Origin of the sequence: Bacteroides sp. 1001302B_160321_D4, from assembly GCF_015667765.1 — a bacterium.
In the GTDB taxonomy this organism is placed as follows: Bacteria; Bacteroidota; Bacteroidia; order Bacteroidales; family Bacteroidaceae; genus Bacteroides; species Bacteroides xylanisolvens.
This window is the reverse complement of record NZ_JADPLO010000079.1, coordinates 1-24,179: the sequence shown is the minus strand read 5'-3', so window position 1 is coordinate 24,179 and position 24,179 is coordinate 1. Positions and strand designations below refer to the sequence as shown.

The following is a 24,179-nucleotide window of genomic DNA, read 5'->3' as shown; positions in this document are numbered from 1 at the left end:
ATCATTCTTGTTAAAGGTTACGGCGCAAAGATATGGCGGCTAACAACTTATGTCAAGGCGGAAAATAGAATGGTTACTCCACATTTTTATTTTTCTGTCTAACAGATTTTATAGAGCCACAAAGGTTTATATGTAAAATACTGATTTTAATTCGATAACAATGAAAAGTTTTATATTATAGGAACTTATTCAACTCTTTTACCAACAAATGAACAGTAGTAGAAGATTCTTGTTGTGCCGGATTATTCCCATTAAATTGTCTCATGATAGTTTTAGCGTGATTAATGGCTTGTTCTTGTTTAGAAAACAAAGTATTAAACATTTTAGAACTTACACCCGATTTCTTTGTATAAGCAAATCCGAGCAAAGCGCTCAACATTTTTTCATATCTGGAACGATGCAACGCCCCTTGGTATAGATTAAAATGCAGTAAAAACCAAAATTCAAAAGCTTGGTTACTATAAGCCACTTCAAAACCATTTTGTTGCGCCAATAGGATTGCAGAGTTAAAATCATTTTCAGGAAAATCATCTTTATCAAAGACCACCCAATTCTGATTATATGTTCGTCCCTTTAGCTTTTCCTGCTCTTTTATATGGATAGCCTTGTGTACTAATGCCAATGTTCCCATACCTTGACCAAGTGCCTTCACATTGGCAGAAGTCAAACGAAAAGCGTTGAAATAATCAGGTTCGGTATTAACTCCTTCGCAAATAATCAGAAATGTTTGTTTCACCTCACGTACACTACTGATACGGGTTATCTTTCTTTCGATACGCGGATTTATATTTTTCCTTTTTGTAGCCGTCATGGTTTAATTTTCTTGGGTATTAAACAAGCGGGTTAAATCTCCAACAATTGGAATTGCTCCATACTTTCCTGATAAATAATCTTTTTCAAACGAAGCATCATTACGTACTTTATACTCTGCCAATGAATAAAGTTCGGTTGCACCATAGCGGTCTTTTTGTGTAAACCAAACCTGATCCCGCCGGAATATATTAGCACTCAACAAATTTGTATCATGAGTAGTGAAAATTAATTGAGCATTTTGGGGATTTGTTTCTTTTGAATTAAACAAGGCAATAATTCTACATGTAAGAAGAGGATGCATTTTAGAGTCAAATTCATCTATTATAAGACGCTTTCCATTATCCAAAGCATCAATGATAGGGTATGCCAGAGAAAAATACTTTATTGTACCTTCCGATTCATTTTTCCTGAATGGGAAAGTAATAGTTTTGACTTCATGACCTTCCTCGTCATATTGCGTATGTGTACTCACAATAGCATTATCAATTTTTTCAATATTTTCAATACCTAAATCAGCATAACGGGAAAACTCTACAATTCTCTGTTTCATTTTGATATCATCCAGTTGGATAGTTACTGTATTCCATATTTTTTCATCGTTAGAACCTGAAATAATAGTGGTATCATTCAACCATTTCATTATCTCTACTGCTGTCGGATCATTGAATTGTGCCGCAACAGAAAGCAATAATGCATTTGCCCTTACCATTCGTTTACCTGCAAGTTCTTTACCAACGACAAACTTAGTATGAATATCAAAATTATCTTTTTCCCGATAGAATAATTCAATTTCCTTAGCTCTCTTTTTATTGGCTTTTTGATAAAGCCATTCCGAATGTACCAATGAATTATCAGCTTCAAATCCATAACGATATTGGTTATCTTCATCACAGAATATTGCTTCAAAATAACTTGGTTCGTTCGCAGTAAGTGAGTTTAACCGGAAACTTTCTATATTAACACGTTCGCCTGCTTGAATATCCTTCGATGAATTTATCACATACCACTTAAAGAACTCCAGTGCCTTTATAAAATTAGATTTACCTGATGCATTAGCACCATAGACTACCGCGCTCTTCATTAATGATAATCCGGAAGTCCCTACATTAAAGATTATATCTTCAGCCGGAACCTGTATTTCTTTCAAAGCTGATGCTACTAATGACAATGTAGACTGTTCTTTGAAAGATAGAAAATTTCCTATTGTGAATTGAATAATCATATCTTAATTGCTTTATTCGAGATTTTATCACAAATATACTGTTTATTTTATGATATAAGGATATGTATTAGGCAAATTATATTATTTTATGTCTAATAACATACATTCCCGCTTTTAAAGAAAAAAATATCCCATCCTATATCAGCACGATAGTAAGAGGTGCAATTAGCATAGTATATCACGTTTCCTTATAGAATATTAAATCAAAATCAATATACTTTCATTATAGCTTTATAGCTTTTTCTTCTTTCACCAACTTCCTCCATCTTTGAAATGCCCTCATCAGCGTTTCTTCCTGTACCAGTCCTACCATTTCGTAGTGCTCTACGAATTGTTCTATTGACTTTTTAAACATCACTCCTTTATTAAACTTATTATCCAATAGAAAGGAATATAATTCCGCTTTCATCTCCGTTTCTATTTCCTTTTCTATAATCAATGCACTATCGTTTCCGATATAATTATAGACTTCCGGATTCTTCCCATTACGCGGTTTGGGCAGTACAAAGCAAATATTTCCAATTTCTTTCCATGAAGTATTTTGCGGATGAGGGACAGATAGTTGATGAAGGAAGTGATAAACTGGAGTAATGTGGGAGAGATGGATAGGGATAAGTCGTTTGGAAGAAGAAGAAGGAGAGGAAGAATGAGACTGGTTCTCTGGATCGGGTTCTAAACTTTGTCGATATCGGACATACATATATCTAGCCAAATATGGCTTGATATTAATTGTAACTGTAACCATGGGATTTTTTTTTAAGTTTGTAATAAAAAAATATGTATATACAGCCCCTTGGACTGTGAATTCCGTTTGGTTTATTGAGAATATTCCCATGGTTATCGGGACGGAATTCTTCTTTTTATAATAAATTGATATACAGTGTATTATAGATACTGTTTTTTGGTTTAAAACCAAGGAGCCGTTCCTTTTAAAGGAACGACCTGTTTCTCACCGAGGAACGCCTTGTTCCTTTTAAAGAAACGGATGGTTCCTTAAAATCCGGGAACAAAACTAGCTGTAATATTCTGATTTTTCAAAACGCATAATTGAAGTACCACAAGTAATATGTAAATATAAATAACCACCCTTACACATCGTTTGTTTTGCGCGTGTATAAACGTTTAGTATGTCACAAAAGATAATTGAATAAGTTGGATAATAATTTAACAATGTTTATCCGATAAGTCCTTTTTATAGTTATCTAACCCTCATTTTAGTAATTTATAGAACTATTTTGGACGAAACTTCGGAATCCATGTGCAATTTCAGAACGTTTTACTTTAATATATATTTATTTTGTAATTTCGCATCCGATAATCATTTATTAACGCAAGCAAAAGCAAAATATTCAATATACGCATCTGATGAAAATACAATATATAGCAATTCTACTTTTGATATGTTGGGGAAGCATTTTAAAATGTTCGGCCCAAAAGGTAGCAGTAAAAACAAACCTGTTCTACGGTGCATATTCAGGTACTCCTAACTTGGGAGTAGAGTGGGGACTTTCTCCACGCACTACAATAGAACTTGGCGCTGGACTTAACTGGTTTACACCCAATAAAGCATCTTCAAATAAAAAACTGGTGCACTGGCTCGGTACAATGGAATATCGTTATTGGACATGTGAAAGATTTAGCGGACATTTTTGGGGAATACATATAATAGGAACACAATATAACATAGCGGGTCATCACTTGCCACTTTTATTCGGGGATAATTCCAGCCATTACCGATATGAAGGATGGGGAGCAGGAGGAGGCATCTCGTATGGTTATCACTTCCTTCTTAGTAATCGTTGGAGCCTTGAAGCAAATATAGGTGCAGGATATGTGCGGCTACATTATGACAAGTTCCGGTGTAAAACTTGTGGTGAAAAGGTCGGAACAGAAAACCGCAATTATTTTGGACCAACTAAAGCTGCAATCTCACTTATATTTCTTATAAAATAATACAACCATGACAAAATTAAGATCATTCCTATACCTGTTAATCATATTCCTGACCATTTCTTCTTTATCATACGGAGAAGAAAATCCCAAGAAATGGTATACAGGAATTATACAGCCAACAGCTCTTGAACTACAGCAAGCGGGAGATTCATTGCATATTCAAATACTTTATAACTTTGATAATATACAAGTCAGCTCCAATCATTCTATAGAACTGATACCAGTATTGATTGCTGCAAACCATCAGATGGAATTGCCGGAAATATCCATTAAAGGTCGTAAGAACTATCAGAATCTGAAACGTAAACTTGCTTTGATGAATACGCAGGAACGTGCTTTTTACCAGTCAGAAGCTCCATACTCCATATTAAAAGGGTATGGAATGACTGGAAAAGAACAGATTCGGTACTCGTTGATAATTCCATTCGAGCCATGGATGAAGGATGCATATCTGAATGTAAAGAAAGAAGTGATGGGCTGTTGCAGGCCAGGCAGGTTACTATCAGCTATTCCTCTTTTTAGTGCTGTTACTTTGGAGAAACTTCCCGTCCCTTATCAAATCACTCCACATATTAGTTACGTACAACCAAAAGTTGAACCAGTCAAAAGTCGTGAGATGTCATGTGAAGCATTTCTGGACTTTGTCGTATCAAAAACCGACATTAAACCGGACTATATGAATAATCCGATTGAACTAAAAAAGATATCCTCCATGCTTGCCGAAGTGAAAAATGATACAGCTATAACCATTCGTGGAATATCAGTCATTGGTTATGCTTCACCGGAGGGATCTACCCTTTTTAACAAACAGCTTTCCGAAGGACGTGCAAAGGCACTTGTTAATTACCTTCTCCCTCGTTTCCCTTTCTCCAAAGAATTATACAAGGTGGAATATGGTGGCGAAAACTGGGAAGGACTACGTAAAATGGTTGCAGGGGCTGACATGGCAGAAAAGGATGGAATTCTTCATATTATAGATCACATACCAGTTGAAATAAACTACCGAACGAATACCAGTCGCAAGAAATCGTTGATGTTATATAAACAGGGCAATCCTTATCGGTTTATGTTGCGTGAGTATTACCCACATCTGCGTAAAGCAATCTGTAAAATAGAGTACGATGTTCAGAATTTTAATATAGAACAAGCAAAAGTGCTGATTCATAGTCGGCCACAAAATTTGAGCCTGAATGAAATTTATTTGGTCGCTCTAACTTACCAAAATGGTTCACCGGAGTTTATTGAATTATTTGAAACAGCCGTTAGCGTCTTTCCTGATGATAAGATTGCCAATCTGAATGCCGCTTCGGCTGCACTTTCACGTAAAGACACTCTTTTGGCAGAAAAGTACTTAAAGAGAGCAGAGACTTCCACACCGGAATACGAAAATGCCGTAGGAGTATTACATCTGCTAAGAGGTGACTATGAACAAGCAAAGCTACATTTAAATAAAGCTGCTGAATCCGGATTGAAACAAGCAAATCTCAATCTGGAGGAATTAGCCAAAAAAGAAGAGAATATCGAATTGATGAGTAAACTAGATTATTGATTTTTTATATATTATAATTATCTTTTTATTTACAACATTTAAACATTTAACAATGATGAAAACAAGAAGTTTTCTATTATCTACATTGGCAGTTTTTATATTTGCCGGCTGTAGTAGTGAAGATGCCCGGGAAGACAATATTCCGGGTGGTGAACTGAATGGCAAAGCGTATCTGTCGCTTTCGCTGCAAAGTCACACAGCTACTTCAAGAGCAGGGAATGTAGAAGAAAAACCGGGAAGTTCTGGGGAAAGTAAAGCAGGGGTCGTCAAAGTTTTATTATTTGACGAGGATGATGTGTGCCTTGGTATGGCTGATTTTGATGGTTTGACCGTTGGGAATAGTGAAGGAACAAGCGCAGAAGGGACAGGGACCCCGGAAGCTGCGGTTAGCGCAGCAAAATTAGTACCAGAGAAAACTAAAAAAGTATTTGTGGTTATCAATCCTTATGCCGACGGGTGGGATTTAACTTCAGAAACAGTAAAAGGTAAACCGTGGTCTGTAATTAACACTGCTATTGAGGCAGCTATTGCCAACATCGCTACCGATGATAATTTCATGATGGCGAGTGCAGGCAAAGGAGCTGGCATAGAAGGAGCATTGAAGGGAGTAATGGTACATAAGCCGACTGCATATACCACTGATGCCATCAACCAAGCAAAAACAGACGCACAGAACAGCCCTGAAGAAATCTCTGTGGATCGTTTGAGTGCAAAAGTAGAGCTTGCAGTAAATGAACATTTTACTACCAAACCTGACGGCGCCAAATTTACTTTCGGCGGTTGGGAATTAAGCGTTACCAATAAGAGTGTGAAACTGTATAGCGAACTTATCACTTACGATAATGCCACGAATGGAGCGGTTTATCGTCGGGATAAGAACTACTTGTCTGCCGAGCAACCTGATATAACAAGTGAGAGTACTATGGAAACTAATATGGATGCAGCTTTCAATTATCTAAAAAATATAGATAGCGAAAGTGAGGAGATGCCTGCTGTTGCACAGAGTAAGGGAACAAGTCTGTATTGTCTTGAAAATACAATGGAAGCTAAAGCACAGCAACTAGGATTCACTACCAAGGTGGTAGTAAAGGCACAGTACACTCCTAATAGTTTGACTGAAAAAAGTAGCTATTTCTCTTGGAAAGGAAACTATTATACATTAGAACAGCTTAAAACTGAATATAAAAACACTCCTAGTGGCGGACTAAAAACAGACTTGCCTATATTCTTAAAGAAGGCAAAGCTCGTGGCTGGAGATGCCGATCAAAGCACTATAGACAATTTTATTACAAACCTTCAAGCGAACGGACTTACTGCGAAAACTGGTATCATCGGACGTTTTTGTGCCGTGCGTTACTATCATGAATCTGTTTGCTATTACGATGTCCTGATCCGTCACGATCAGAATGTAACCGAAAAGATGGCTTTAGGCCGATACGGAGTAGTGCGCAATAACTGGTATCACCTTGACCTTCAGAGCGTGAGCGGTCCCGGAACACCGTGGATTCCCGATCCGTCTGACCCTGATCCCACTAATCCTACACCTCCGGGAACTGATGATGACGAATCAGATGCTTACCTTTCTGTAAAAATCACTATCAATCCATGGACTTACTGGACACAAGGTGTTGATTTGCATTGATAAATGGGAATTAAAAGACACATAAAGAAATACAAAATAATCCTTGCCGCTTTTATAGTGGCAGGGATTACCGGTTGCGATGTCCTTCATGACGACCTTGATCAATGTGACCTCTTTCTAAAATTCCGATATGACTATAACATGGCAAATAAAGACTGGTTCGCCGAACAGGTGGAAGAAGTAAAGGTTTTCGTGTTCGATACGCAAGGAAAATATATACAGACACTTACTGATAATGGCCATTCGCTAAAAAGTCCGGACTATTGTATGCTGATACCATATCGTTTGAAAGGCTGTACAGCTGTTGTATGGGCTGGAAAAACGGATAAATTCTATCAGCTTCCGACAATGGATACAGGTGATCCAATAAATAAATTAACGCTGAAATATGAGCCGGAAAACAACATAAGTAACAACCATCTTGATGCATTATGGCATAGCGGTCCTCTATTAATGTTTTCTTCGGAAAATATCAGTAATACGGAAAACGTCAGCTTGGTGCGCAATACTAATGATATAACGATAGGCATTATACGAGGAAATAATCCGGTGGATGCTTCAAAATATGACATACAACTAATAACTGCAAACAATTCTTATGACTATAAAAATAATGTAGGTGAGAGCAGCAAGAATATAATTTACCATCCTTGTTCAGTTGAAGAGAAAGACAGTAAGACCGCCCTACAAACCCGCCTTCATACTCTTAGATTTATTAAGGATGCTGACATGACTTTTTCTATCACCGAAAAAGCGTCAGGAAAAACGATAGACATCGGAGGAAAAACAACTATAAACCTTATTGACTACCTGTTGATGAGCAAACCGGAAATGATGGGCGATCAAGAATACCTCGACCGCAGATACGAATGGGATATCAACATTCGAATCGGAGATAAGGAAGAGAATGGCTACATTGCATTGAGTATAACCATCAATAATTGGACCTACTGGTTCCAACCAACAGATATGTAAATCGTTTTTTGAAGTGGAATTATGGCACGATTAAGGATGAATATAACTATCAACATAAAATTTTCGGCAAATGTCCTTCTTTTAACAATGTTTGCCCTGTTTACTTACTCTTGTACAAAAGAGAACGAAGTAACAGGCGCACGTATTTACGAAGGAGAAAAGATACCGATGAGTATTAAAATGGGGACGCGCAATGATACCACCGACAAAGATGAAGTCATAAATTCCGTACGTGCAATTGTGTTTAATGACAAGAACGAGCTGGTATACAACGACGTTTCTGATGCTTCCATAAATGTCGATGGCACATACACCGCTTCTATAAGAGCGGCACGGGGATATAACAACATTTATATCATCTGCAATGAAACATCGGAGCTTACCGAAAAGCTCTCTGCTATTACACTGGAAAATAAAATAGAAAAAGTGACATTCTCTGCCGTAGGTATCATTGCTCCTCCGCCCATGTATGGAAATGTGATACGTGCCTATGTGGAATCCCGTAGCGACGGAAAAAATGCCACAATAACAATTAATAATATTAAAATGACGGAATTGCCTGTTAGCGTAACCCGCATGGTATCCCGCATCAGCTTTACAGCTATTAAAAATATAACTAATCCGGATGAAGATTTCAAAGTAACCAAGCTCACTGTTAAAGTATGTCGTATGCCGGTCGCCACTCCTATAGGAGAAGGGCAGGCATATACGGAAGATATTTGGTCGGATGACCTTACTATCCCGGGAACAGGCGAACTCAATAATAATGGTACATATACAATAAATGGAGATAACTACACCATACAAGACGGGATAGATTTTATAACAACTCCCGCTACCTATATTCCCGAACATATATTGTCCGACCCTCAAAATGCATCACACGCAACCTATCTTAAAATCGACGCGCAATGCGTGCTTAAAAACGGAAGTGCGCAAGTATTGAACTGTATCTATCTGCTGAATATCGGTCAGAATCCCCCTAAGAACCATAATCTGACACGAAACAACCATTATCAGATATACGCCACCATTACCGGTATGGGTGCAATGGGATTATATGCGGAAATAGTGGCAATGGAGGAACATGATATTACCATCAACTGGAAACCTATCGACGGGCTGGTCATTGTGAGTGACAAGGCGGCAGATTATGACGCGGTTGCCGATACATCCAGAAATGTGAATATATGGAATGATTTTAGTGTTTATTCGGGTATACTGAAAGCATATCATTCAGAGACGGGATATAAGGATGTCTTGTTCAAATACGGCAGCCTGATAGCCGTGTACAGTGACCCTGATACTGAAGATGGCACAAATTTCGTTCCACCTACCACTGCCGAAGCATTGAACGATGTACTTTGGTATCCCAGTTCATACGATCCCTTAACTATTACAGGATGGAGTAATGTCCCTTACCTGGCTGGCGGTGAAATCTCCGCAGGCAACACCCCTGAACAAGTCAAACAGGGCTTGGGAGATCCATGCAAACTCGCCGGTCTTTCCGAAACCCAAATCAGGGATATGGGAATCGTAGACAATGGGCAGTGGCATATGGCTACACCTGAAGAATATAATCATATTATAGCGGCATCAAATAATGAAGTAAGTTCGTACGGATACCTTTCGTACCATTGGCTGTTATTCCCTCACAACCGATACAGGGATGAATCCGGTGCGTCACGTGGAGACGGTACTACCGGATGTTACTGGAGCAACAACGCCTCTTTCTTTGATTTTTCAGGTACTCCGACGGTGACTGCAAACCTTCGAGCCGATAAGGACAGACGAAACGGATATATGGTTCGTTGCGTCCGCAACGAAATACCGGAAAGCTATATGCGAGTAGGCATTATCATCAGCCCTGATTATCAGGGAACGGAAAGCGGTAAAACAGCTTATTTTGGTATTGATTCGAATATTCCTTACTGGACGGCTACACTTGTCACTTCAGGAACGAATGTGGGAACGGCAACTACCGATGATTTCTCGTTTGAATCCGGAAATGATGCCGTACATACGACACACGGCAGCAATACCCAAAATATCCCTATATATGTCAAACGCAAAGAAAGTACTTCATCCCGTTCGTTTAGGGTAAGGGTGGAAGGTATCGGATTGGACGGACAGACAAAGAGTACACTACTCACAATTTCACAAGCCGGGTATCAGTTACGTGCCAGTTCCGAATTAAGCACTTTGGACGTTTTACCTCAAGAGGGAGGCACTTATAATCTAAATATCAAGCTTACTCCTACAGATGTCCCCATACCTGCGGGAAATTTGTATGTACAAGTTGTTTACAGTGGCGAACAAATAAGTGTCAGTGATAAAGTAGAGACTGCATCGAATACATATAGCTATCCTGTCTCAATAACAATCCCGGCAAACAAAAATCCGAGTCTTATCGGCATTACGGTTTATATCGTTTTAGAGAGAGAGACCGGAGTAGGTATTGCCATTAGCAGTCTGTCTATTGATCAGAAAGGTACCAAATAAGAAAAAGGATGAAAAATATGATGATAAGCAGATATAATATGAGAATAAAAAACAATGATAAGACGTCTTTTCGGGCAGTTTGCATTGTTTTGTTTTCACTGGCATTTACAGGGTGTACAAAAGACGGCCTGAATGAGTTCGGTCCGGGAAATGCTACAGGAAAAGTGGTTATGGTTAGTTTGAATGTCAGTCTTCCGCCTATCGAAGAACCAACATCGACAAGTGAATATACTACTGTTAAGCCATTCTTGAGAAATGAAAACAGCTCTGATTCATCCTTCACAGTCGTATTGGAGCGAGAACAACGTGCGGCAACTACCAGAGTTTCCGATGGCACGACAAAATTACACAATCTCTGGCTTTTCCAGTTTAATGAGGATGGTTCCATGAATGGTAATCCCCATAAGTTGAGTGATACGGCGACTGCTATAAATGATATGTTGACAATAGATGTCCCCCTTGTAGTAGCAGAGAATCAAACCTTATACCTGTTAGTCTTAGGCCCCAAACTTGACTATGACATGAGTGGAGTGAGAACTCTTGATGAACTCAAAAAATGGAGCTTTGATTATCTAATAAATGTAGAAGGGCATACCCAATCACTTATCACCGCAGATGATGAAGTGCCGCTTGCCGGAGAAGTGTCGGGTATCACTGTTATGGACATCGACGGAGGTGACCATGGTTTGGTAGAATATAACAAACCGGCCGGCTTTGTGGGAGGTATTGCAATAAAGAAGTTGATGGCACGCATTACGTTCCGTTATAAACTCGAAGTGGAAAATTACAAATTGCAGGGTCTTAAATTACTGAATGTCAACAGCAAAGTGCGGCTCACCAATCCCGAGAAGAATACCGGTACGGATACTTATGTCACGTTTGAGATAGATAAATTTGATACCCCCGATCCCAATGGTTTCTATTCGGCAACGTGGTATGTTGCGCAGAATTGTCAGGGGACGGTAGAAAGCATAGCAAGTGAAAACCAACGCTATTACAAAGTGGTCAATGGGGTATCATCGGGTAGTGCCCCCATATTGGGTATGCAGATAGAGGCATGGGCATATTCTACCTTGACATCGGCAACTGGCGAGTATGCAATTTACCAAATGTATATCGGAAATAATAATACAAATAACTTCGATGTGGAACCCAATCATTTTTATAATTTGCGTACCACCATTAATGCGGACATAAACTCGGCGAAAAACGACGAGCGAATCAGGGCATACTCTGTCAGCCAGTATGTGGAGTTTCACGCCAGTTATAACGCGGAAGTCATTGGAGGTAAATTCGATGCTACATACAACGCTTCTAGTGAGAAATACGATCTGGATGCAGCTTATGAGGTCCGACCGATAGTTGTCCAGACTCAAGGACGGATGGTGGAAGTGGGTGTATATACAGATAAAAGCTGTACCCAACATCCCACACAGAGTTGGCTTCGCCTGTCTTCTTCTTCCAATTACACAGATGCGTATAATAATGCTAAAGAACCTTTGGATACATATATCAAGGCTAGCACCATACTCCCTACTCAATTGAAGTTTTATCTATATAATGATGAATATATTAATGACGGAGAGGGGAACTTTCCTGATCCCGGTGCAGATGCTACGAAAGGAAAACGATCCTTATATATTAAAGTAACTACCACGACAAATGGAGATGCGGGAGAGGCATTGCAAACTTCACATATATTTCGTTTAGACCAGCGGGCGGCAATTTACCTTGGACGTTTAGGAGGAGAGAGAAACGGGGATGGAAGTTACAATATGGGGTTAGTATACACTAGAATGTCTTCACGAACTACATCCCGGTTATTGGCAGATGTGAATCCGGGAACTATAAGAACTGGCTATGCGAGAATCAAAACGGCAGAATTACTCTATGGAACAGACAATATGGATAATGGTAAAACGGCGACCCGGCATTTGGCGGAAAATACTTACAATCAAAATTGGGTTGACGCTTATGTCCCGATTCCACAGAAAGATGCGTCCGGACATGTGTTATTGTATCAATATCAATACCCTGCCAGTACTTTTAGCGCAAGAGCGTGTTATGACAGAAACAGAGATGAGAACGGGAATGGGATAATTGATGAGGAAGAGTTCAAATGGTATCTTCCCGCGTCAAACCAGTTGTTAGGGCTTTGCGCGGCTGCTCTACCGGGGCTTGGGGGTGGAACCTCGACAACAGAGTTTATAACACCATCCTATAATTATTGTTATTTCTTAACTGCTTCCGGTGGTAAGCTTACGACTCCAGAAAGAACCTCCGGTTCAGATAGATGTGTCAGGGATGTGCCTCCCCCTTCTGATACTCCATATTGACCATAAGAATTTAACAATATAAATTGAAAAAGAAGTATGAATATATTTAGATTAACAGTCATAAAATTTTGTATTGTGTTTTTTATTCCACTAAAAGTATATTCTCAATCGACAGAAATATATACAGATTTAAGAGGGAATAAATATGCGGCAATCAATGATAAAGGAATGGTGAAATACAAGGTGGAGGACCGGAGCAAAAATACCAACTTCCGCAGCTATATTCAGTTATATAAATACGATTCGAATGATAATCCCCAAGAGGAAAAAGATGAAAACGGTAATGATGTCTTTGTATACCGAACGACACGGCATACAGAGAGGCAAAAAGAAGGAGGATGTGACTGGAAGGTGTCCGGTTACTTTCTCGTTTCACCTGATATTGTAAATAGCGAAGGAATAGCAAAAGCACAAACGATGGATTGGGCTACGGCAAACGGATATCTTACTAGTGCCAACAGCAACGTTTATTCGACTCCCAGTTTTGCAGTTACCAGGGGATGTGCCGCATATCGCGGGAAAGATGGTCTGGATGAAACTGGAACTTGGCGGGTACCTACGCGTGGGGAATGTGCATTGATTTTGCTTTTTTATAAAAAAATGGAGGAGACTCAAGAAACAACCGGTTTTCAACCATTCGCTCTTTCCCCCAAAGATCTTACTTATTACTGGTCTGCAACGGAGAAAGGAGGAGATTCTAAAGATGCATGGTCAATGCGATTATATGCTGATGATAAAATGACAGGATACGGGCTAAATACAGGTTACTCCGATAAAGAAAAGAAGGAGTATTATCTCCGTTGCATCCGGGATATTCCATAGAATAGAAATATAAGTTTGCTCATTCATTTACAAAAGATACAAAATAACTGATCAATCAAATGAAAACGATAAAAGCCGAAATATTAATGATTGAAGGAGCGCCGTTTCCTGTCATCAAAGAAATATATGATCCTTCAAATGAAAGGCGTAATGGGAACATTACACCGGAAGCTCCCATTGTTATCACCGGTCACAATCTGGATATGTTGACATGGGAAAGTACCAATCTATATCTTGTCTCTTCCGTCAATGACAGAATGTTGATAGAATGTGGCGATATCCATAAATATTCGGACGATAAGGTCTATATGACAGTTCCTGATATTAATGAAGGTGAATATTTCCTGGCACTGATGATTTTAATGAAAGATAAAGAAAGTTTTTTATACATTTTTCCTATATCTTTGGTGGTACAATTTGCTCAATCGAGATGGCACGACTGACATTCGTATGATAAAAATAACGACAAACAACATAATTGATAAATAGCAGTCCATGGAAAAGAACCAGCCATATAAGCAGGATAAAGTATTCGATAATATATTGGAAACAGAAGAGTTTAATGTCTATACTAAAATAGACGATTTACCTCTTGATGAAAATCCTACATATCTTGAAGAAGGGATAAATGGGATATGTACGGGAGGAAGTGCGCTATTCAATGTTTTTGGAAATAAGCAACGGATTGTTCCCAATGATTTGGTAGTCATTTTTCCTTTTCAGCTGGCTTCTGTCACGGAGATTAGCAGTGACTTTTCAATGATGTTTCTAAAAGTTCCCAAAAGCCTGTTTATGGATACGATAAGCGGAGTATGCATACCGACACTTGATTTCTTTTTCTATATGCGAAAGAACTTCAGTATTCCGCTATACGATGAAGAATGTCAACGCTTCATTCATTTTTGCCATATACTGATTTACCGTATCAATTTGCCCCGTAACTTATTCAGACGGGAATCTATCATGCAACTGTTGCGTGTTTTCTATTGGGATATATATGTAGCTTATAAAAGAAATCCGAAGGCGACCGAATTAGTAAAATATACCCGCAAAGAAAAACTTTTATTCGACTTTTTTTGTTTGGTGATCGAATTTCATACCGCAAGCCGGGATGTTGCGTTTTATGCGAAAAAGATGTGTGTGTCCGCCAAGCATCTTACAATGGTAATTACCGATATGAGCGGCCGTTCGGCAAAAGACTGGATTATAGAATATTCCATTCTTGAAATAAAGGCACTTTTACGGGATTCTGACCTTGAAATAAAAGAAGTGGCCTCACGCACGAACTTCCAGTCGAACTCTGTTATGACAAGATTCTTTCGTGAACATACCGGTATGACTCCGTCTGAATACAGGGAGAGAATTTACGTTAAAAATAAAATTGATTAATAATTAGTTGAGTTATATATGAAATACTGCCTGTGAAGGTCGTCTATTGTTTGTTTTGTTTGTGTGGTGCACCTTCTTCCAAGAGTAGGAAAGGAGGTGCACCTTTTTATAGCTAAAAAAGAACAGGGAAAAATGCAAAATAAATAGTTTAAAATGCTATATTTGCAAAATAGTCGCATTTTTAATACATTGAAGTATGATTTTAGAATTTAAATTTAAAAATTTCAGATCAGCTAAGGATTGGCAGATATTAAGTTTTGAAGCCTCTGCAGATAAGGTTTCAGAAGAATATTACTGTACCACTATCAACGATACGAAAGTATTAAAACTCGGTATCCTCTATGGAGCTAATGCTTCAGGAAAGACTAACGTGTTGCTAGCACTTGACTTCATACGAAAAATAGCCATTTCGCCTAAGATAAACAAGATGCAGCCTATCGGGTTTACTCCGTTTCTCTTGGATGATACGACAAAGAAAGAATGTGGAGTATTTGAATTGACTTTTTTTGTAAACAATATGAAGCATATCTATTATCTTGAAGTAGATAATAGTGCTGTCCTAAAAGAAACACTTAAATATTATCCCGGTAAGCAACCTGCCGAAATTTTCTCCCGAGAGACCATTCATGGAATCACTCATATCCGATTAGGAAGCAAAGTCAAACTCAATGTGGCCGAGCAGGAAAAGTTGCAAGTAAATACGCTTAGTAATATGAGTGTTGTTTCAGCTTATGCTACAGCTAACTTTATGTTTCCTGAATTAGAACGTGTATATAACTATTTCCTGAAGCAGTGGTTGCCTATACTCTTGCCCCAAACGGATTTGAAAACATGGACAACAGGAGAAATGGAAGCAGAGAAGGAGAACAAATCCTTTTTATTAGATTTACTACACCGTGCAGATTTTAATATATCCGGTTTTGATGTTCAACAAAACGAGAAAAATAAAAAAGATACGGATTTGATATTTGAACATACGATTGTAGCCAATGGAACATCTTCTGTTCATTACCTGCCTGATATACTTGAGTCGGCAGGCACAATGCGCTATTATGGTTTGGGAACTATTCTGAATATATTGCTTGAAAGAAATGCTATCATACCTGTTGATGAACTTGAGAATTCGCTGCACCCGGATTTATTTGCCCATTTCATCAACTTATTTTTGGTTAATTCGACTTATTCGCAGCTGATTTTCAGTACGCATAATCTCCAATCATTAGACACCGAGGATTTACGTAAAGATGTAGTCTGGTTTACAGAAAAAAAGGATGATGGTTCAACAGACCTGTTTTCACTTGATGACTTCAATATCCGCAATGGCGTTTCGTTTCTCAATGCATATAATGCAGGGAAATTTGGCGCCAAACCAACGCTGGGCGGTATTTTTATTCCTAAAAAACGATAAGTATGGCACGCGAAAAAAGAATAAAAGAAACATCTCCATTGATATAAACAATCCGCACACTTCATATTCAAGGGTATTTGAAGTGTTTGAAGAACTATTACAGAAGAGATAGATAAACTATCGTTTCAATTCTATCTGACAAATTAAGTAGCTTAATTTAATTTGAATCAGGAAAATATAGTGAGTACAAAACAGAATGTTTTTCGTCTTATCTATAAGTAAAAATATAGATAAGCATGAAAAGCCGACTGAAACAACAGATATTTGCACTTTCTCTATTAGCATGGACAGCCGTATGCCCTGCCGATGCACAGCAAACACGCTCACTTCGCGATCAATTCTTAAACCCTTCTGATGAAGCAAAACCCTGGACCTTTTGGTATTGGATGTATGGTGCCGTGTCTAAAGAGGGGATTACAGCCGATTTGGAGGCAATGAAACATGCCGGATTGGGAGGTACTTATCTGATGCCGATTAAAGGTATTCATGAAGGTGCCCAGTACAATGGCAAAGCGCAGCAGCTAACTCCCGAATGGTGGGAGATGGTGCGTTTCAGCATGGAAGAAGCAGATCGTTTGGGGCTGAAATTGGGGATGCACATTTGTGATGGTTTCGCATTGGCGGGAGGCCCCTGGATTACTCCCGAAGAATCTATGCAAAAAGTGGTTTGGAGCGATACGATTGTAAACGGCGGAAAGCTGATGGCTATTCGCTTGCCACAACCGGAAGCCTATGAAAATTATTATGAAGATATTGCATTATTCGCTTTGCCGGTAGAAGACGCAGCGGACGAGATGCAGGCAAAAATCACCTGTGTCAACCTAGCTACGACAGGAAATGTAAAAGCTGCTCAAACAGTGAATATGGATGCAGCAGGAGTGATCCGTTCTTCATATCCCTGCTATATCCAATATGAATACGGAGAACCTTTCACTTGCCGGAACATCGAAATCGTTTTAACTGGTAATAATTATCAGGCACACCGCTTGAAAGTAATGGCCAGTGACGACGGAGTGAATTATCGTTTGGTTAAGCAGTTGGTCCCTGCCCGTCAGGGATGGCAGAATACGGATGAGAATTCAACTCATAGTATTCCTCCGACTACTGCCCGTTTCTTCCGTTTCTACTGGACTCCTGAAGGGAGCGAACCGGGAAGTGAAGATATGGATGCTGCCAAGTGGAAGCCCAATCTGAAAATAAAAGAATTACGCCTGCACCGGGAAGCCCGTCTGAACCAATGGGAAGGAAAAGCCGGACTGGTATGGCGTGTTGCTCAAGCGACTAAAGAAGAGGAAGTTGGGAAACAGGATTGCTATTCACTTTCACAAGTCATCAATCTAACAAAGCAATATACCGGTCATTCGAATGGAAAAACATTGACCGCCACTCTCCCCAAAGGAAAATGGAAATTACTTCGCATGGGACATACAGCTACCGGGCATACCAATGCGACAGCGGGAGGTGGAAAAGGATTGGAATGTGATAAGTTTAACCCGAAAACGGTACGGAAGCAATTCGATAACTGGTTTGCGCAGGCATTTGTAAAGACCAATCCCGAAATAGCTCGTCGCGTACTGAAATATATGCATGTCGACAGTTGGGAATGTGGCAGCCAAAACTGGAATAAACGTTTCGCTATTGAATTTCAGAAACGTCGTGGCTACGATTTGATGCCTTATCTACCTCTATTGGCAGGTATTCCGATGGAAAGTGTCGAACAAAGTGAAAAGATTCTGCGAGACGTACGTACTACCATATCAGAACTCATCGTAGATGTGTTCTATCAGGTATTGGCGGACTGTGCGAAAGAATATGATTGCCAGTTCTCGGCAGAATGTGTAGCTCCGACGATGGTAAGCGATGGTCTACTACATTATCAAAAAGTAGATCTTCCGATGGGCGAATTTTGGTTAAACAGTCCTACACATGACAAACCGAATGATATGCTCGACGCTATTAGCGGAGCGCATATCTACGGAAAGAATATTATTCAGGCTGAAGGATTCACCGAAGTGCGTGGCACGTGGGATGAATACCCCGGAATGTTGAAAGCCTTATTGGATCGTAATTACGCATTAGGAATCAACCGTCTTTTCTACCATGTATATGTACATAATCCCTGGCTGGACCGCAAGCCCGGCATGACATTGGATGGCATCGGACTTTTCTTCCAACGGGATCAGACCTGGTGGAAGAAAGGGGCAAAAGCCTTTTCCGAATATGCTACCCGTTGCCAGTCGTTATTGCAATATGGGCATCCGGTAACAGACATCGCAGTCTTTACAGGTGAAGAAGTGCCGAGGCGTTCGATATTACCGGAACGATTGGTTCCTTCTCTGCCGGGAATCTTCGGTGCAGAACGAGTGGAAAGTGAACGCATCCGTCTGGCCAATGAGGGACAGCCTTTACGTGTACGCCCGGTAGGTGTTACCCATTCAGCTAACATGGCTGATCCGGAGAAATGGGTGAATCCGCTTCGTGGATATGCATACGATAGTTTTAATAAAGATGCAATCCTTCGTTTGGCGAAAGCAGAAAACGGACGAATAACGTTGCCGGGTGGAGCAAGTTATAAAGTGTTAGTACTGCCTCTTTCGCGTCCAATGAATCCCGAACCTGTATTGTCATCGGAAGTGCAGAAAAAAATCAATGAACTAAAAGAAGCTGGCATTTTGGTACCTTCTTTACCTTATACAGAAGAAGATTTTTCCGTGTATGGCTTGGAACGTGACATGATCGTGCCGGAAGATATTGCCTGGACGCATCGTCGTGGCGAACTTGGCGAACTCTATTTCGTAGCCAACCAAAAGGACGAAACACGCACGTTTACTGCAAGTATGCGTATTAACGGTAAGAAACCGGAATGTTGGAATCCGGTGACGGGTGAGATGAATATTCATCCTTCCTATCGTATCAACGGAAACCGGACGGAAGTTACTCTCACATTGGCTCCTAACGAGTCCGTATTCATCGTATATCCTGCGGAGGGAGTAGATGAAGGCTATGGAGAGTCCTCTCTCCAACTGCAAAAGGAGAAAAAAGACACCTCCAAAGCCCCTTTAAACATAGCTTTGGAGGCAAAGGAATATACTATAACTTTTGCAGCTAACCAAAAAACGCTCACACGAAAAGAACTTTTCGACTGGAGCCAAGAATCGGACGAACAGATACGTTATTATTCGGGGACAGCGACCTACAAAACCACTTTTCGCTGGAAAAATAAACCGAATAAAGACCAACAGATTTATCTGAATCTGGGAACAGTTTATAATTTGGCAACTGTTCGTGTGAATGGCGTGGATTGTGGTACAATCTGGACAGCTCCTTATCGTGCAGATATTACAGGTGCCCTGAAAAAAGGAATTAATGAGCTTGAAATAGAGGTTACAAATACTTGGGCGAATGCACTGACAGGAGTTGATGAAGGAAAAGCGCCGTTTGATGGTATTTGGACTAATGCAAAATATCGCAGGGCAGAAAAAACGTTACTTCCGGCAGGATTGCTCGGACCTTTGAGTTTTTCTACCACAGAATAAAATAGATTTTTAAGGCACGGATTACGCAGATTACACGGTTTATGAGAATCGTATTACATAAAGTAACAGCGTAATCCATGTAATCCGTGCCCAATTCATTATAATATAGCTAAAGTATGAAAAGTTCAATTATTAAAACAGGTACAATGTTGGCAGGTTTTCTGCTTGCTGCCTGCCTGTCAACACACGCAGAAGTAAAGCTACCGGCTATTTTTTCAGATGGTATGGTGATGCAGCAACAGACCAATGCAAACCTTTGGGGGACGGCAACTCCTCATAAAAAAGTAACAGTGACCACTAGTTGGAATGGAAAACAATATGCAGCAACAGCAGATAAAAATGGGGCATGGAAACTGACAGTAGCTACTCCCGAAGCTGGAGGCCCTTATACTGTGACCTTTGATGATGGAACCCAAAAGACACTGAATAATATTCTGATAGGCGAACTTTGGCTTTGTTCCGGACAAAGTAATATGGAAATGCCGATGAAAGGCTTCAAAAACCAACCGGTAGAAAATGCCAATATGGACATTCTTCACAGCAAGAATCCACAAATCCGTCTGTTTACGGTGAAACGTACTTCTACATTCACTCCGCAGAATGACGTTATCGGTTCGTGGAAAGAAGCTACTCCGGTTAGTGTCCGTGAATTCAGTGCAACAGCCTATTATTTCGGGAGACTGGTAAATGAAATATTAGATGTTCCAGTTGGGTTAGTTGTAGCAGCCTGGGGTGGTTCCGCCTGTGAAGCATGGATGACAGCAGACTGGCTGAAAGCCTTCCCGGAAGCAAAAATACCTCAAACGGAAGCCGACATAAAATCTAAAAACCGTACTCCGACCGTGCTTTATAACGGTATGTTGCATCCGTTAATCGGTATGACCATGAAAGGAGTGATTTGGTATCAGGGCGAAGATAACTGGAATCGTGCCCATACGTATGCTGATATGTTTACCCGATTGATTAACGGTTGGCGTGCCGAATGGAAACAGGGAGATTTTCCTTTCTATTATTGCCAGATAGCTCCGTATGATTACGGGATTATTACCGAAAAAGGAAAGGAAGTGATAAATTCGGCATATCTCCGGGAGGCACAGGCAAAAGTAGAACATCGTGTAGCTAACAGCGGTATGGCTGTATTACTGGATGCAGGAATGGAAAAAGGTATTCATCCCGCAAAGAAACAGGTTGCAGGCGAACGCTTGGCTCTTCTGGCTTTAACTAAAACGTATGGAGTGGAAGGCGTGAATGGCGAAAGTCCTTATTATAAAAGCATTGAAATAAAGAACGATACCGTAGTTGTCAGCTTCGAACGTGCCAATATGTGGATCAGCGGCAAGAACTGTTTCGAATCGAAAAACTTTCAGGTAGCCGGCGAAGATAAAGTTTTTTACCCGGCCAAAGCATGGATAGAACGTAGTAAAATGCTGGTGAAAAGCGATAAAGTGCCGCACCCGGTAGCTGTTCGATATTGTTTTGAAAACTATGTGGAAGGAGATGTATATTGCGACGGATTGCCTTTAGGGTCTTTTCGTTCGGATGATTGGTAATCGCAAATAGACAAGGTAAAATATGAAAAATATATGAAGAGATTTTATCTGATTATAACCATACTGTTTGTTGGCGTGTCGGCTCTTTGGAGTCAGCATGCCAATGTCATTTGGAATACTCCCAGTCGTAATTCTTCTGAATCTATGCCCTGTGGCGGTGGAGATATCGGGATGAATATATGGGTAGAAGACGGTGATGTTATGTTCTATGTGAGCCGTAGCGGCACATTCGACGAAAACAACTGCCAGTTAAAACAAGGGCGTGTACGTCTCCGCCTGTCGCCCAATCCTTTCAAAGACGCTAAAGATTTTCGGCAGGAGTTGAAGTTAAAAGACGGATATGTAGAAATCGCGGCAGGAAACACGCAGATACAATTTTGGGTAGATGTTTTTCATCCGATTATACATGTAGAGGTAACAAATGCACAACCGTTGCAGACTGAAGTCTTTTATGAAAATTGGCGCTATCAGGAACGACCTGTCAGAAAAGGAGAGGGGCAACAGTGTTCCTACAAATGGGCTCCCCCGAAAGGCTCTATGACGGAGGCCGACTTTATTTCTTTAGACAAAATTACTGATTCAACAGGAAAGGCTGAAACAAATAGGACTTCAATAAAGAGGAACCAACTTCTGTTTTATCATCGCAATCCCGAACAGACCGTTTTTGATGTAGTTGTGGCTCAACAAGGGATGAACGAAGTAAAATCTCAAATGATGAATCCTTTGAAAAACTTAACTTTCGGAGGAACTCTTTTCGGTGATAACTTAGAATTTGTCGGTACCACAGATGATGTATATGCCGGAACAGACTACCGTGCCTGGAAATTTCGTTCTTCCAAAGCAGCCCGGAAAGAACATTTCTGCATTGTGTTACATACAGACCAGACAGAAACAATAGAAGAGTGGGAGCAGGGAATACAAACAGCTTTGCATAGAATAGCCCCCAAAGGTAAAGTTTCATCGAAGACTATCATACAGGATAAAAAACAGACACGTTCGTGGTGGAATTCCTTTTGGCAACGCAGTTTTATCGAAGCAGATGGTGAAGCAAAAGAAATAACCAGAAACTACACCCTTTTCCGTTATATGTTGGGATGTAATGCATACGGCAGCGTACCGACTAAATTCAATGGCGGACTCTTCACCTTTGATCCTTGCCATGTTGATGAAAAACAATCCTTCACTCCCGACTACCGGAAATGGGGAGGTGGTACGATGACTGCACAGAATCAACGTTTAGTATACTGGCCGATGCTGAAAAGCGGAGACTTTGATATGATGCCTTCCCAGTTTGATTTCTATAACCGCATGTTGAAAAATGCAGAACTGCGAAGCCGTATATATTGGCAACATGATGGAGCCTGCTTTAGCGAGCAGATCGAAAATTTCGGTTTGCCGAACCCCGCAGAATATGGTTTCAAACGACCGGACTGGTTTGACAAAGGATTGGAATATAATGCCTGGCTGGAATATGAATGGGATACGGTTCTTGAATTCTGCCAAATGATATTGGAAACAAAGAACTATGCAAATGCCGATATTACTCCTTATTTACCTCTGATCGAGAGTTCGCTGACATTCTTCGACGAACATTATCGGCAACTAGCTTCCCGCCGGGGACGGAAAGCGTTGGATGGCAACGGACATCTGATTCTTTTCCCGGGTTCTGCTTGTGAGACATATAAGATGACCAATAACGCAAGCAGCACCATCGCCGCCCTGAAAGTGGTATTAGAAACATACGGAGAGAAAGAGGAGATGCTAAAAGCAATACCTCCGATTCCATTGCGATACATAGAAATAAAAGATACGTTGAATCCGACTATTGCTCCGGTCTTGAAGCAAACAATTTCGCCCGCCGTAAGTTGGGAACGAATTAATAATGTTGAAACGCCACAACTTTATCCAGTGTTTCCATGGCGTATTTATGGAGTAGGAAAGGAGGATCTGGATATAGCCCGTAATACCTACTTTTATGACCCGGATGCCATCAAGTTCCGTTCGCATACCGGATGGAAACAAGATAATATATGGGCTGCCTGTTTAGGCCTGACCGAAGAAGCAAAGAAACTATCTTTAGCCAAATTATCGAATGGACCGCATCGTTTCCCCGCATTTTGGGGACCGGGATATGATTGGACACCCGATCACAACTGGGGAGGTAGCGGCATGATAGGACTTCAGGAAATGCTATTGCAAACCAATGGAGAACAAATACTCCTTTTCCCGGCATGGCCGAAAGAATGGAACGTACATTTCAAACTTCATGCTCCGGGCGAAACAACAGTAGAAGCCACTCTCAAAAACGGAAAAGTGACGGACTTGAAAGTTTTACCGGAAAGTAGAAAAAAGGATATTGTTATAATGATTGAAAAGGAAAAATGATAATTTTGCGGAGTGCCCTGAAAGGGCTTAATTATATAGCGTAGGGCAACGCCCTACGTAAAAACGACAATCTGAATTTGCGCCCTGAAAGGGCATA

General features: G+C 40.3%; 16 protein-coding genes. 13 read left to right on the top strand and 3 right to left on the bottom strand.

Annotated elements, in window-relative coordinates:
- Window positions 1–175: 175 nt before the first annotated feature.
- The 3 genes from KFO40_RS22595 to KFO40_RS22585 form a co-directional block, all read right to left on the bottom strand.
- On the bottom strand, window positions 176–811 hold the full coding sequence (locus KFO40_RS22595) for an RloB family protein (RefSeq protein ID WP_055235022.1): 636 nt from the start codon (window positions 809–811) through the stop codon (window positions 176–178).
- Window positions 812–814: 3 nt separating this feature from the next.
- A complete protein-coding gene (locus KFO40_RS22590) occupies window positions 815–2,035 on the bottom strand; it encodes an AAA family ATPase (RefSeq protein WP_120143545.1) in 1,221 nt (406 codons plus the stop codon).
- 223 nt (window positions 2,036–2,258) lie between these two features.
- A complete protein-coding gene (locus KFO40_RS22585; protein ID WP_211146832.1) occupies window positions 2,259–2,780 on the bottom strand; it encodes a hypothetical protein in 522 nt (173 codons plus the stop codon).
- 620 nt (window positions 2,781–3,400) lie between these two features.
- Here KFO40_RS22585 and KFO40_RS22580 point away from each other — a divergent pair.
- The 13 genes from KFO40_RS22580 (at window position 3,401) to KFO40_RS22520 (ending at window position 24,082) form a co-directional block, all read left to right on the top strand.
- Window positions 3,401–3,988, top strand: coding sequence for a DUF3575 domain-containing protein (locus KFO40_RS22580; protein WP_004314797.1), 588 nt, complete (start codon window positions 3,401–3,403; stop codon window positions 3,986–3,988).
- A 7-nt stretch (window positions 3,989–3,995) separates the two neighbouring features.
- Complete coding sequence (locus tag KFO40_RS22575; protein WP_211146831.1) at window positions 3,996–5,537, top strand: DUF3868 domain-containing protein; 1,542 nt, start codon at window positions 3,996–3,998, stop codon at window positions 5,535–5,537.
- A gap of 55 nt (window positions 5,538–5,592) precedes the next feature.
- On the top strand, window positions 5,593–7,179 hold the full coding sequence (locus KFO40_RS22570; protein ID WP_211146833.1) for an Mfa1 family fimbria major subunit: 1,587 nt from the start codon (window positions 5,593–5,595) through the stop codon (window positions 7,177–7,179).
- A 3-nt stretch (window positions 7,180–7,182) separates the two neighbouring features.
- Window positions 7,183–8,154 carry a FimB/Mfa2 family fimbrial subunit gene (locus KFO40_RS22565; RefSeq protein WP_008640321.1) on the top strand — a complete coding sequence of 324 codons (972 nt, stop codon included), beginning with the start codon at window positions 7,183–7,185 and terminating at the stop codon, window positions 8,152–8,154.
- Between the two features lie 21 nt (window positions 8,155–8,175).
- Window positions 8,176–10,656 (top strand): fimbrial protein, encoded by a 2,481-nt coding sequence (locus KFO40_RS22560; protein ID WP_211146830.1) that lies wholly within the window; start codon window positions 8,176–8,178, stop codon window positions 10,654–10,656.
- 38 nt (window positions 10,657–10,694) lie between these two features.
- Window positions 10,695–12,992 (top strand): DUF4906 domain-containing protein, encoded by a 2,298-nt coding sequence (locus tag KFO40_RS22555; RefSeq protein WP_074911217.1) that lies wholly within the window; start codon window positions 10,695–10,697, stop codon window positions 12,990–12,992.
- Between the two features lie 75 nt (window positions 12,993–13,067).
- Window positions 13,068–13,814, top strand: a complete 747-nt coding sequence (locus KFO40_RS22550; RefSeq protein ID WP_225489945.1) for a hypothetical protein — start codon at window positions 13,068–13,070, stop codon at window positions 13,812–13,814.
- 59 nt (window positions 13,815–13,873) lie between these two features.
- The gene (locus KFO40_RS22545) at window positions 13,874–14,257 is read left to right on the top strand and encodes a DUF4469 domain-containing protein (protein ID WP_211146829.1); all 384 of its coding nucleotides are present in this window, start codon (window positions 13,874–13,876) and stop codon (window positions 14,255–14,257) included.
- Window positions 14,258–14,309: 52 nt separating this feature from the next.
- Entirely contained in the window at window positions 14,310–15,203 is an 894-nt protein-coding gene (locus KFO40_RS22540; RefSeq protein WP_211146828.1) for an AraC family transcriptional regulator, read from the top strand.
- 196 nt (window positions 15,204–15,399) lie between these two features.
- Window positions 15,400–16,611 carry an AAA family ATPase gene (locus KFO40_RS22535; protein ID WP_117610556.1) on the top strand — a complete coding sequence of 404 codons (1,212 nt, stop codon included), beginning with the start codon at window positions 15,400–15,402 and terminating at the stop codon, window positions 16,609–16,611.
- 236 nt (window positions 16,612–16,847) lie between these two features.
- The gene (locus KFO40_RS22530; RefSeq protein WP_211146827.1) at window positions 16,848–20,147 is read left to right on the top strand and encodes a glycosyl hydrolase; all 3,300 of its coding nucleotides are present in this window, start codon (window positions 16,848–16,850) and stop codon (window positions 20,145–20,147) included.
- A 116-nt stretch (window positions 20,148–20,263) separates the two neighbouring features.
- Window positions 20,264–21,697, top strand: a complete 1,434-nt coding sequence (locus KFO40_RS22525; RefSeq protein WP_151939896.1) for a sialate O-acetylesterase — start codon at window positions 20,264–20,266, stop codon at window positions 21,695–21,697.
- A 33-nt stretch (window positions 21,698–21,730) separates the two neighbouring features.
- On the top strand, window positions 21,731–24,082 hold the full coding sequence (locus KFO40_RS22520; protein ID WP_049702853.1) for a DUF5703 domain-containing protein: 2,352 nt from the start codon (window positions 21,731–21,733) through the stop codon (window positions 24,080–24,082).
- Window positions 24,083–24,179: the final 97 nt, after the last annotated feature.